Genomic DNA, 11,821 nt, shown 5'->3' on the forward strand with positions numbered 1-11,821 from the left:
CGCTTCACAAACTCCGTCATCGCGAGCGCAAGCGAAGCGATCCAGGGGCTCAGCAATGACGCCAAGACGTCAGCAACGACACCCCGTGCTGCATCAGCTACAGATACGATGACGCCATCTCGCGGCCTGCACGGCCCGAGCTTTGAGATCGTCGCGCCTCTCACGAGCGAGAGGGCGCAGGGAAGGTCGGGAGCCTGCCGCCCCCATGGCCCGCCTGCGGAAAAAATGCAGGCGGCAGGTACCACAGGTTCGGCTTAAGGACATCCCGGCCTTCCCTGCGCAATGGTTGGAACGGCTTATACGTGCTCTCTCCGGGGAACGGCTGTCTTGCCCCCGTCACCGCGATGCACGTCATTGCACCGCGATTTGACGCCAGCGCCGCGGCGTCAAGACCACACGATTTCGCCGTGCGCACCGGATCGTTCGTCCGCATGGATCACCACGCTGCGACCCGTCGCGCCCACCGCATCCCGCGCTCCACGTCCGTGACGATCGCGATACGTCCCTCTGCAACGAGGCGGGATGGCGGGGAGTAAATCACGATTTTCAGAAATCGTCAAGAGCGAATTTCGGCAGGGCTTGCGCGCGCCTGTCTCCGCATCGTCATGGCCGGGCTTGTCCCGGCCATCCACGTCACTCGGAGTGCTCGGACCGACGTGGATGCCCGGGACGAGCCCGGGCATGACGGAGTAACTCACTGACGGGATCGTTCGTTGAGACAGCCCATTATCTCTCCATGCGATTGATCTGCGGTCTGACTGACCGACAATCTCGCACGCGAAGTATCACTCCCGCTGAGGGATCAGCTCGATGACCTGTTCGCCGTTCCGGATCGCCGTCGGCAGGTCCTGCGCGACGAGATCGGAAATCCATTGGACCAGCGCCGGCAGCGCTTCGTCCTTCGCCTGCCGGCGAAGCGGGGGCAGGTCGCGTTCGTGCGCGGTGCCGACCTTGATGTTGAGACGCTCATAGGGGATGTCGCCGTCCGGCGGCCGATATCGCGCATCGAACAGACGCCGGCCGTGGCTGCGCACGAGATGGATGCGAATGCCGCCGAGATCCCTTGCGGTCAATGCGGCGAGGATGACGCTCGGCTTGAGCAGATACCCATAGCCCTTGGGGATCTTGCCGGTCTCTGAGGTGAACTCCATGCTGGGTCTCTGGCACGTTTGGACATGACGATCAGATCGTCAGCCCGCTGGTCGTGATTGCGCCCTCTCCCCTTGCGGGAGAGGGCATGTAGGAAAGAGCGGCAGGCCCGGTTTGGTGAGGGGTATGTGTCCGCAAGCAAGGTATCCGTGGAGAGACACCCCTCACCCGACCGAGTGACTGGATAGGCCGGAGATGCCCTCTCCCACAAGGGGCCCACAAGGGGATAGGGCGCTGTATCGCGCAGCCGCGCTCGGATATTTGCAATGAACTCGGTCCCGGACGGTGAAGCCAAACGTGTCACGTTCTTTCGGCAGGATGATGGTGGGCACGACGCTGCGCGTCTTTGCCCACCCTACGGCTCCGTCAGCTCGGCGTTAGCGAAGGCCGTCACTCCGAATAGCGTTGCTCGGTCCAGGGATCGCCGCGGTTGTGATAGCCGCGCACCTCCCAATAGCCGGGCTTGTCGGCCTCGAGAAACTCGATCGCCTTCAGCCATTTCGCGCTCTTCCAGAAATACAGATGCGGCACCACGACGCGGACCGGGCCGCCATGCTCCTGTGTCAGGGGCGCGCCGGACCAGCTGTGCGCGAGCAGCGCGTCCTCGGCGGCGAAATCCTCGAGCGTCAGGTTGGTGGTGTAGCCGTCATAGGAATGCAGCACGACGAAGTCGGCGGTGCCGCGCGGCCGGCAGGCGGCGAGCAGGTCGCGCGTCGCCAGCCCCTCCCATTGATTGTCGTAGCGCGACCAGGTCGTGACGCAATGGATGTCGGAGACGAACTGGCGCTGCTCCTGGGCGCGGAAGGCCGCGAAATCCCAGAACAGCGGATTTTCGACCGCGCCGTAGACATCGAGCCGCCAGCGCTCGGACGTGACCGACGGCGTCAGGCCGAGATCGAGCACTGGCCAGTCGCGGGTCAGATGCTGGCCGGGCGGCAGGCGCTGGTCCTCCGGCCTGACGATGCGGCCGGTCAGGAATTTGCCCTCGCGCGCCCAGCGCTCCTTGCTGCGGGTCAGCTTGCTCTCGGGCGGCAGCCCGGACTCGTCGGCCATGTCAGCACCTCGTCAGGGTCGTGCGGCTCATTCACGCGGCTCTAGTCATGCCGGTGCATGGCGGATGCATGCTTGGTGTCGCGCATGGTCGCATAGATGAGCAGCGACAGGAAGATCACGCCGGTGAGATAATAATAGAACCAGGTCTCGTGCCCGATGCTCTTGAAGTAGAGTGCGATCGCCGGCGCAGTGCCGCCGAACAGCGACACGGTGATCGCGTAGGGCAGGCCGACGCCGAGCGCGCGGACGTTGGTCGGGAACAACTCGGCCTTCACGACCGCATTGATCGAGGTGTAGCCGGCGGTGAAGATCCAGGCGCCGCAGATCAGCAGGAAGGCTGTCAACGGCTCCTTGGTGCCCTTCAGTGCCGTCAGGATCGGGATCGTCGACAAGGTGCCGGCGATGCCGAAGAAGATCAAGAGCGGCTTGCGGCCGATGCGATCCGAGATCGCGCCGTACAGCGGCTGCAGCACGCAGGCGAACAGCAGCGAGCCGAAGATCACCATCGTGGTCTGGTCCTCGGTCAGGCCGACCGACAGCTTCACGAAAGTCTGCATGTAGGTCGTGAAGGTGTAGAACGCGGCGGTGCCACCGGCGGTGAGGCCGACGACGAGCAGGAGCTCGCGGGGATATTTGAATAGTGCGGCCATCGAGCCGGAGGGACCGGCTTTCTTCTTGGCCTCCACGAAAGCCTCGGTCTCGTGCAGGTTCCGCCGCATCACCGCGACAAAGATCGCAAGGCCCGCGCCGATGAAGAACGGGATCCGCCAGCCCCAGGCCTTCAGCTCGTCTGTGGTCAGAAACACCTTCTGGAGCAGCAGGAGCACGATGATCGCGGTGAGCTGGCCGCCGATCAGGGTCACGTATTGGAAGCTGGAATAGAAGCCGCGATGCCTGGCGTCGGCGACCTCCGAGAGATAGGTGGCGCTGGCGCCGTATTCGCCGCCGAGACTGAGGCCTTCGATGACGCGGGCGAGCGCCAGGATGATCGGCGCGGCGATGCCGATGGTGGCGTAGGTCGGCGTCACCGCGATGATCAGCGAGCCGAAGCACATGCAGAGCACGGAGACCGTCAGCGACAGCCTGCGGCCATATTGGTCGGCAAGGTAGCCGAACAGCCAGCCGCCGAGCGGGCGCATCAGGAAGGTCGCGGCGAACACCACGGCCGCGTTGAGCTGCTCGACGACGGGGTCCTTCGACGGGAAGAAAGCCGGCGCGAAGTACAAGGCGAATGCCGTGTAGGCGTAGAAGTCGTACCATTCGACCAGATTGCCGGCGGAGCCGATCAGGATGGCCTTGATGCGCCGCTCGACGTCGCTGAACGTCGTAGCGGGCTCTACGGCAGGCTCGATCGCCTGGTCTGTCATATCCGGTCTCCGGGCAAGCGTGGTTTGCGGCCCTTCTACGGCAGCCGCCCGAATTGCCAACAGCCGATAACGGACATGGGTCCCATGTTCAGCGCATGGAACTCGGCGCAAATCAAAGCAGACCTGCCGCCCCTGAGGGAGCCCGCCAGAAGACGGGCGTCTCGAACCATGAGGCCCCTGATCAGATCAGCTTTTCGGGGCGCGCGGATCGATCGGGGTCGAGCTGGCTATGCCGAGGATGTCCTCCAGCACCTTGGCGCCGGCGAGCAGCTTGGCGTCAGCGCGCGGCGCCGCGATCACCTGCAGCCCCACCGGAAGCCCCGATGCCGTGAAGCCGCAGGGCAGCGACAGGGCCGGGCAGCAGGCCAGCGTGATCGCATAGACGATGCCGAGCCACTGCACGTAGTTGTCGAATTTGTGCCCCGCGCATTCGGCGACGTAGCGGTTCTCGACCGGGAAGGGCGGCACGATCGTCGCCGGCGCCAGCAGCAGATCATAGGTCTCGAAGAATTTTACCGCGCGTGCGGTGATCGCCACGCGCTGCGCCTCCGCGCGCGCGATCTGCGCGACCGAGAGCTTCAGTCCTTCCTCGATGTTCCAGATCACCTCGGGCTTCAACTGCTCGCGCTTGGTGCGCAGCAGCTCCTGCTTGCTCATCGCGAAGTCGAGCGCGCGCAGCACATGGAAGCATTCATGCGCCTCGCTGAAATCCGGATGCGCCTCCTCGACGATGACGCCCAGCTCAGCGAAGCGCTGCGCCGCCTTGCGGGTCACTGCAATCACTTCGGGATCGACCGGCGTGATGCCGAGATCGGGCGAATAGGCGACGCGCACCGGCTTGTTGCCGGAGCGGGCCGCCGCCAGGAACGAGGTCGCGGGCGAGGGCAGCGAGATCGGGTCGGCGGCGTGCTCGCCGCTCATCGCGTCCAGCAGCAGCGCGAGGTCCTCGACATTGCGGGCCATCGGGCCCTGGACGCCGAGATTGCGATCGACGGCGACCGCCGGCGTATGCGCGACGCGGCCGAAGCTCGGGCGCAGGCCGACGATGCCGCAGAAGCTCGCGGGATTGCGCAGCGAGCCGCCCATGTCCGAGCCATGCGCCAGCCAGGCCATGCCGGTGGCCAGCGCCACCGCGGCGCCGCCGGAGGAGCCGGCGGCCGAGCGCGATGTGTCCCAGGGATTGAGCGTGGCCCCGAACACCTCGTTGAAGGTGTTGGCGCCGGCGCCGAACTCCGGCGTGTTCGACTTGGCGTAGATCACGCCGCCATTGGCTTCGAGATGCTCGACCATGAGATCGGAGCGTTCCGGAATCCGGTCCTTGAAGATCGGCGAGCCCTGCGTGGTCAGCACGCCCTGAACATCGGTGAGGTCCTTGATCGGCACCGGCAGGCCAGCGAGCAGACCGCGGGCACCGGCGGGCTTGCTCATCAGCGCCTTGGCATGATCGCGGGCGCGGTCGAAGCACAGCGTCGGCAGCGCATTGACCTTGCCGTCGACGGCTGAAATGCGCGCTTCCAGCGCATCGAGGCAATCGAGCGGCGTGACCTCGCCGGCCTTCAACTTGTCGACGACGGTGCAGGCGGTCTCGCGGATCAATCCCTGGTCGGCCAAAGTGCGGTTCTCCTGATGGCAAGCGTCCGGCGCGACGTTGTAGATCACGTTTGCGGCGACGTGGGAAGGTCGCGGCGATCAACCCCACCCTGCGCTGATGCCGCCATCGACGGTATAGATCACACCGGAGGTGTAGCCGGCGCGGTCGGACGCGAGGAACGCCATCAGGTCGGCGATCTCGCGCGGATACGCCGGGCGGCCGAGCGGGAGACCTTTCTGGAATTCCGTGTAGCGGCTCTCGTCGCCGAACTGCTGCCTCGCGCGGGTCTTCAGCAGGGTCACGTGGCGGTCGGTGCCGACAGGGCCGGGATTGATGCCGACGACTCGGATGTTGTCGGCAAGGCTCTTGGAGCCGAGCGCGCGGGTGAAGGCCATCAGCGCCGCATTGCCGGCGCTGCCGCAGATGTAGTTGGCGTCGAACTTCTCGCCGGCGGCGCCGATGTCGTTGATGATCACGCCCGATCCGCGCGCCTTCATCTGGGCGTAGACCAGCCGCGCCAGGTTGATGAAGCCGAACACCTTCAGATCCCAGGCATGCCTCCAGGTCGCCTCGTCGATCTTGTCGATCGGTCCGCCCGGAATGTCGCCGGCATTGTTGACGAGGATGTCGATGTCCGCCGCTTCCTGCGCGAGCCGCGTGACATCCTCGGACTTGCGCAGGTCGACCACATGCGCCGCCGCGTCGATCTGATGCTTCGACCGGAGCTGCTCCACCAGCGCCGACAGGCGGTCGGCGCTGCGCGCGGCGAGGCGGACGTGGCAGCCTTCCTCGGCAAAGGCCTCGGCCGCCGCGGCGCCGATGCCCTTGGAGGCGCCGGTGATGAGGACGCGCTTGCCGCGCAGATGAAGGTCCATGACAACTCTCGCTGGATGAAGAGGAGACCGGTTTGGCTTGTGCGATTGTCTTGCGCGTCAGCCATGCGGTCAATCTTGCACCGCAGCGTTGCGCTCGTCGGCCGTTTGGTCCATTCAGGCGATCGACAAATTCAGCCGGGCCAACCGGCGCAACCCGCAAGGATCCGCTCGATGAGCAAGAAGCCCTATCGTATCGCAGTCATTCCCGGTGACGGCATCGGCAAGGAGGTCATGCCCGAGGGGCTGCGCGTGATCGAGGCGGCTGCCAAGAAGCACGGCGTCGCGGTGCAGTTCGATCATTTCGACTTCTCGAGCTACGACTACTACGAGAAGCACGGCCAGATGATGCCGGACGACTGGAAGACGCAGATCGGCAGCCATGACGCGATCTATTTCGGCGCCGTCGGCTGGCCGGCCAAGATCGCCGACCACGTCTCGCTGTGGGGCTCGCTGATCAAGTTCCGCCGTGAGTTCGACCAGTATGTGAACCTGCGTCCCGTGCGCCTGATGCCCGGCGTGCCCAGTCCGCTGGCGGGCCGCAAGCCCGGCGACATCGATTTCTGGGTGGTGCGCGAAAACACCGAAGGCGAATACTCGTCCGTCGGCGGCCGCATGTTCCCGGATACCGATCGCGAGTTCGTCACGCAGCAGACGGTGATGACCCGCACCGGCGTCGACCGCATCCTGAAGTTCGCCTTCGAGCTGGCGCAATCGCGGCCGAAGAAGCATCTGACGTCGGCGACCAAGTCCAACGGCATCTCGATCACGATGCCGTATTGGGACGAGCGCGTCGAGGCGATGGCCAAGAACTATCCGGGCGTGAAGTGGGACAAGTACCACATCGACATCCTCACCGCGAACTTCGTGCTGCATCCGGACTGGTTCGACGTCGTCGTCGGCTCCAATCTGTTCGGCGACATCCTGTCGGATCTCGGCCCGGCCTGCACCGGCACCATCGGCATCGCGCCGTCGGGCAACATCAATCCGGAGCGCAATTTCCCGTCGGTGTTCGAGCCCGTGCACGGCTCCGCGCCCGATATCGCGGGGCAGGGCATCGCCAATCCGATCGGCATGATCTGGTCGGGCGCAATGATGCTGGAGCATCTCGGCGAGAAGACCGCAGCGCAGTCGATCGTCGGCGCGATCGAGCGCACGCTGGGCGAGCGGACGTTGCGGACGCGGGATCTGGGCGGAAATGCGGATACCGAGGCGTGCGGCAAGGCCGTTGCGGACATGGTGGATTAGTCGACGCTGTTTGTTGTCGCCCCGGCGAACGCCGGGGCCCATAACCACCGGCCGGTGTTGTGGCTGCCGGCATCTGCCACCGCGCGCCACTGATAAAATCACGCGGTATGGGTCCCGGCGTTCGCCGGGACGACGCTGGTGCTTGGGGCGACAGCTCGCGCACCAACCGTCATTGCGAGGAGCCAACGGGTCCGCGCAACGCGCGGCCCGATGACAGGCTCCGCGACGAAGCAATCCAGAGTCGCGCACTCGGCCCTGGATTGCTTCGCTCGCAATGACGGAGAAAGACCGTAGGGTGGGCGGCTCTGCTGCATCTCCATACGAAGTCGCGGTGGCGCCGTGCCCACCGTCTTGCCGCGTGAACACGGATGCGCAGTGGGCACTCGGCCGCCCTGCGGGCGGCTGCTTTGCCCACCCTACGCGTCGACAACTACTCCTTTGCCACCCTTCGGCAGTGCTCCCACGCGGCGTGGATCAAATTCTCGCTCGCTTCGGGCGTGCGAAACGCCGAATGCGCCGACAGCGTGACGTTCGGGATCGTCGTCAGCACGTGGTCCGCGGGCAGGGGCTCGGTGTTGAACACGTCGAGGCCGGCGTGGCGGATGTGGCCGCTGCGCAAGGCATCGATCATCGCGACCTCGTCGACGATGGCGGCGCGGGCGGTGTTGACGAAGATCACGCCCTTGCGCATTTGCGCGATGCGCTCGCGCGACAGGAAGCCGCGGGTCTCGTCGTTGAGGAGGAGATGCAGCGAGACGACGTGGCTCTCTTTGAGCAGCGTGTCGAGTTCGACGAAGTTCACTCCCGGATGGCTCTTCGGCGACCGGTTCCAGGCGATCACCGTCATGCCGCTGCCGGATGCGATGCGCGCGACCTCGGCGGCGATGCCGCCGAAGCCGACCAGGCCGAGCGTCTTGCCGGTGAGCTGCATGCCGTCGTCGCGCAGCCAGTTGCCGGCGCGCATCTCGCGGTCCATCTGCGCGATGCCGCGGGCCGAGGCCCACATCAGCGCGATGGCGGCTTCCGCCACGGCGGTGTCGCCGTAGCCCTTGATGAGGTGCACCGTGATGCCGAGCTCGGCCAGCTCCTCCGGATTCATGTAGCTGCGCGCGCCGGTGCCGAGGAAGACGACGTGCTTGAGCCCCTTGCACTGCTTCGCGACCCCGGTGGGCAGCGCGGTGTGGTCGACCACGCCGATCTCGGCGCCGTCGAGGATGGCGGGCCAATCCTCCGGCTTGATGTCGGGATCGAGATGCACGCGCATCTCCGGATCGCCCGGCTTGCGCTGCCGCTCGAAGATCTCGGCCAGTGAGTCGTTGGCGTCGATGAAAACTCCGCGCACGGATACCTCCTGATGAGCTTCCACTGGACTACGACGCCACGCCGGCCAGCGACAGCACGGTGTGCAGCAGCACATTCGCACCTGCCGCGCAGTCGGATTGCGTCGCGTCCTCCAGCTCGTTGTGGCTGATGCCGTCCTTGCAGGGGACGAACACCATCGCCGCCGGCATGATGGTGTTGAGGTTGCAGGCGTCGTGGCCGGCTCCTGACGTGATGCGGCGGTGCGCATAGCCGAGCGTGCCGGCGGCGCGCTCGACGGCGTCGACCAGCTTGGGATCGAAATGCGTCGGCGGCTTGCGCCAGACCTGGTCGATCGCGATCTCGACGCGGCGCTTCTTCGAAATCTCGCTTGCGGCCGCGCGCAGGCTGGCATCGAGCGCCTCCAAAGTATCGGCATTGGCGCTGCGGCAGTCGATGGTGAAGGCGATCTCGCCGGGAATGACGTTGCGCGAGGGATTGGCGATCACGGCTTCGCCGATGGTCGCCACCGCATTCGGTCCGAGCTTGAGCGCGATCTGCTCCAGGGTCAGCGCGAACTCCGACAGCGCCAGCAGCGCGTCGCGGCGCAGCGGCATCGGCGTCGATCCGGCATGGCTCTCGAAGCCCGTGATCTTGCCGTCGTACCAGAACACGCCCTGGCCGTGATCGACCACGCCGATGGTCTTGTTCTCGGCCTCCAGGATCGGGCCCTGCTCGATGTGCAGCTCGACGAAGCCCGAGAATTTCTGCGTGCCGACCGCGGTCGCGCCGCGATAGCCGATCTCGTCCAGCGCCGCGCCGACCGTGGTGCCCGCTGCGTCCTTGCGCGACAGAATGTCCTCGACGGTGAAGTCGCCGACATAGGCGGCCGAGGCCATCATCGCCGGGGCGAAGCGCGAGCCTTCCTCGTTGGTCCAGTTGACGATGCACAGCGGCGCGTCGGTCTCGATGCCGGCATCGTTGAGCGTGCGGATCACCTCCAGCGCGCCGAGCGTGCCGAGGATGCCGTCGAACTTGCCGCCGGTCGGCTGGGTGTCGAGATGCGAGCCGAGGCCGACAGGGGGCTTCGACATGTCGCGCCCCTTGCGGAGCGCGAACATCGAGCCGAGCGCATCGATGTGAACCTCGAGCCCGGCGTCCTCGCAGGCCTTGCGGAACCAGTCGCGGACCTGCTTGTCCTCCTGGCTCAGGGTGAGCCGCCGCACGCCGCCCTTCGGCGTGCCGCCGAATTTGGCGGTCTCGTGGATGCTGTCCCAGAGGCGGGCGGAATCGATCTGCAGATTGGTGACGGCGCGGCTCATGCTTGAAATCCCTGTACTCCGGCATCCTGTCCATCGCGCGCCGCGACGGCGGCGTCAACCGATGCCGAGGGATGGCTGGCCGTCTGCGCCGTCCGGGCTGCGAGCTCGGCGACGCGCTCGATCGCGACCATCTCGGGCGACGACAGCCAGCTCGCGGTGAAGGTCAGCGGCGGGATCCGCAAGTCCGTCTTGAGCTCCTGCAGCCGTCCGGTCGCAAGCTCATTGGCGACGATCGCCGCGGGAATGACGGCGACCCCGAGGCCCTCGATCGCCATGTGGATCACGGTCGCGAGCGAGGCGCTGGCATGCAGCCGCATCGGCGGCAGATGCGGCCGATTGAACAGCGAGCGCACGTTGTCATAGGGCTGGGTCTTGCGCGGGAAGGTGATGATCGGAAACCGCGCCATCTGCTCCGCGGTCACCACGCCGTCACCGAAGCCGAGAGCCGGGCTTGCGAGAAAGCTGATCGGATAGTCGCACAGCACGCGGCTGCGGATGCCCGACTCGGTCGGCGATCCCAGCGCGAAGGCGAGCTCGATCTCCTGCGCCAGCAGCCGCGCATGCAGGTTCGGCGTGACATCGACCTCGATCTCAAGCGACAGGTTCGGATGGCTCTCGTTGACGCTCTTGATCAGCCGCGGCAGCCAGTCGTGCACGATGGTCTCGGCGACGCCGAGCCGGAGCACGCCACGCATCGCCGAGCGGTCGCCGACCTCGGCCAGCATCTCCGCGCGCAGGCCGATCAGCTTCTCCGCATAGACCAGCATCTGCCGGCCGCTCGCCGTGGGCGAGGCCACGCGATGGTCGCGGTTGAGCAGCTTGACGCCGAGCTCGCGCTCGAGCTGCGCGATGCGCTGGGAGATGGCTGGCTGGGTGGTGTTGAGGCGCTGCGCCGCGCCCCGGAAGCTGCCGAGCTTCACCACCCAGAGGAACGTCTCGATGGAACGGAAATCCAACATCGTGCCCGCCTCGGATCAATTTGATTTATCGATCCTGATTAAAAATGAAGATTAGACTTTATAGCATGGCTGATATTCAGTGAGTTTGTCGAGATATTAGGCAAATGGCTCACATGACTGTTTCTGTGGCACTGCAGCAACCGGCCGCCGCGGCCGAGCTTCTCCCCAGCCATCAGGCGCGGCTGGACTATCGATCCGGCAAAGGCTGGAGCACGGCGGGCGTTGCCAACGGCTTCGTCCAGGGCAATTTGGCGATCCTGCCCGAGCAATATGCCGGCGCCTTCCACCGCTTCTGCCAGCTCAATCCCAAACCGTGCCCGATCATCGGCATGTCCGATCCTGGCAATCCGCATATCCCGGCGCTCGGCGCCGATCTCGACATCCGCACCGACGTGCCGCGCTATCGCGTCTGGCGCGACGGCGAGATGGTGGAGGAGCCGACCGATCTGATGACGCACTGGCGTGACGATCTCGTCACCTTCGTGCTCGGCTGCTCGTTCTCCTTCGAGGAGGCGCTGATGGCCGACGGTCTGCCGATCCGTCACATCGAGCAGGGCTGCCGCGTGCCGATGTATCGCACCAACATCGCCTGCACGCCGTCGGGGCCGTTCGCAGGCCCCATGGTGGTGTCGATGCGCCCGTTCAAGCCGGCGCAGGCGATCCGCGCGGTGCAGATCACGACGCGCTTTCCGGCCGTGCATGGCGCGCCGGTGCATCTCGGCCATCCCGATCAGATCGGCATCGCCGACATCAACAAGCCCGACTACGGCGATCCCGTGCCGGTCGCCGCCGACGAAATCCCGGTGTTCTGGGCCTGTGGCGTCACGCCGCAAGCGGTGATCGCGGCAGCCAGGCTGCCGTTCGCCATCACCCATGCGCCGGGGCTGATGCTGATCACCGATCTCAAGAACAAGGACCTCGCCGTCCTCTGAGCGTCGCCGGACCGCTCGGAGTTCTCTGC

At 65.8% G+C, this 11,821-nt stretch carries 10 protein-coding genes; 2 read left to right on the forward strand and 8 right to left on the reverse strand.

From position 1 onward, the window contains the following. Nucleotides 1-785: 785 nt before the first annotated feature. From QX108_RS20985 to QX108_RS21005, 5 genes are all read right to left on the reverse strand, one after another. Entirely contained in the window at nucleotides 786-1,151 is a 366-nt protein-coding gene (locus QX108_RS20985) for a hypothetical protein (protein WP_315719154.1), read from the reverse strand. A gap of 388 nt (nucleotides 1,152-1,539) precedes the next feature. Beyond that, nucleotides 1,540-2,202: a sulfite oxidase-like oxidoreductase gene (locus tag QX108_RS20990; RefSeq protein WP_315782616.1), complete on the reverse strand. Its 663-nt coding sequence runs from the start codon at nucleotides 2,200-2,202 to the stop codon at nucleotides 1,540-1,542. Nucleotides 2,203-2,243: 41 nt separating this feature from the next. Then, the gene (locus QX108_RS20995) at nucleotides 2,244-3,569 is read right to left on the reverse strand and encodes an MFS transporter (protein WP_315719156.1); all 1,326 of its coding nucleotides are present in this window, start codon (nucleotides 3,567-3,569) and stop codon (nucleotides 2,244-2,246) included. A 186-nt stretch (nucleotides 3,570-3,755) separates the two neighbouring features. Next, on the reverse strand, nucleotides 3,756-5,180 hold the full coding sequence (locus QX108_RS21000) for an amidase (RefSeq protein ID WP_315782614.1): 1,425 nt from the start codon (nucleotides 5,178-5,180) through the stop codon (nucleotides 3,756-3,758). A gap of 78 nt (nucleotides 5,181-5,258) precedes the next feature. Next, nucleotides 5,259-6,035 (reverse strand): SDR family oxidoreductase, encoded by a 777-nt coding sequence (locus QX108_RS21005; protein WP_315782612.1) that lies wholly within the window; start codon nucleotides 6,033-6,035, stop codon nucleotides 5,259-5,261. Nucleotides 6,036-6,206: 171 nt separating this feature from the next. On the opposite strand from QX108_RS21005, the gene QX108_RS21010 reads away from it, so the two are divergent. Then, entirely contained in the window at nucleotides 6,207-7,280 is a 1,074-nt protein-coding gene (locus tag QX108_RS21010; protein ID WP_172180724.1) for a tartrate dehydrogenase, read from the forward strand. Between the two features lie 430 nt (nucleotides 7,281-7,710). Here QX108_RS21010 and QX108_RS21015 read toward each other — a convergent pair whose 3' ends face one another. The 3 genes from QX108_RS21015 to QX108_RS21025 are packed head-to-tail and all read right to left on the reverse strand — an operon-like array spanning nucleotide 7,711 to nucleotide 10,860. Then, on the reverse strand, nucleotides 7,711-8,622 hold the full coding sequence (locus tag QX108_RS21015; protein ID WP_315782610.1) for an NAD(P)-dependent oxidoreductase: 912 nt from the start codon (nucleotides 8,620-8,622) through the stop codon (nucleotides 7,711-7,713). Between the two features lie 28 nt (nucleotides 8,623-8,650). Beyond that, a complete protein-coding gene (locus tag QX108_RS21020; RefSeq protein WP_315782608.1) occupies nucleotides 8,651-9,901 on the reverse strand; it encodes a Zn-dependent hydrolase in 1,251 nt (416 codons plus the stop codon). Beyond that, a complete protein-coding gene (locus QX108_RS21025; protein ID WP_315719161.1) occupies nucleotides 9,898-10,860 on the reverse strand; it encodes a LysR family transcriptional regulator in 963 nt (320 codons plus the stop codon). The genes QX108_RS21020 and QX108_RS21025 overlap by 4 nt, the downstream gene beginning before the upstream one ends. A 113-nt stretch (nucleotides 10,861-10,973) precedes the next feature. Between QX108_RS21025 and QX108_RS21030 the strand changes: the two genes are divergently transcribed. Further along, nucleotides 10,974-11,792 carry a putative hydro-lyase gene (locus QX108_RS21030; RefSeq protein ID WP_315719162.1) on the forward strand — a complete coding sequence of 273 codons (819 nt, stop codon included), beginning with the start codon at nucleotides 10,974-10,976 and terminating at the stop codon, nucleotides 11,790-11,792. The last annotated feature ends 29 nt before the right edge of the window (nucleotides 11,793-11,821 follow it).

It is taken from the genome of Bradyrhizobium sp. SZCCHNR1002, assembly GCF_032381435.1.
In the GTDB taxonomy this organism is placed as follows: Bacteria; Pseudomonadota; Alphaproteobacteria; order Rhizobiales; family Xanthobacteraceae; genus Bradyrhizobium; species Bradyrhizobium aeschynomenes.

Excerpts from the sequence above, each read along its gene's own strand:
- QX108_RS20985 (WP_315719154.1), bottom strand. The coding sequence starts at position 1,151 with ATGGAGTTCACCTCAGAGACCGGCAAGATCCCCAAGGGCTATGGGTAT.
- QX108_RS20995 (WP_315719156.1), bottom strand. The coding sequence starts at position 3,569 with ATGACAGACCAGGCGATCGAGCCTGCCGTAGAGCCCGCTACGACGTTC.
- QX108_RS21020 (WP_315782608.1), bottom strand. The coding sequence starts at position 9,901 with ATGAGCCGCGCCGTCACCAATCTGCAGATCGATTCCGCCCGCCTCTGG.
- QX108_RS21010 (WP_172180724.1), top strand. The coding sequence starts at position 6,207 with ATGAGCAAGAAGCCCTATCGTATCGCAGTCATTCCCGGTGACGGCATC.
- QX108_RS20990 (WP_315782616.1), bottom strand. The coding sequence starts at position 2,202 with ATGGCCGACGAGTCCGGGCTGCCGCCCGAGAGCAAGCTGACCCGCAGC.
- QX108_RS21005 (WP_315782612.1), bottom strand. The coding sequence starts at position 6,035 with ATGGACCTTCATCTGCGCGGCAAGCGCGTCCTCATCACCGGCGCCTCC.
- QX108_RS21025 (WP_315719161.1), bottom strand. The coding sequence starts at position 10,860 with ATGTTGGATTTCCGTTCCATCGAGACGTTCCTCTGGGTGGTGAAGCTC.
- QX108_RS21030 (WP_315719162.1), top strand. The coding sequence starts at position 10,974 with ATGACTGTTTCTGTGGCACTGCAGCAACCGGCCGCCGCGGCCGAGCTT.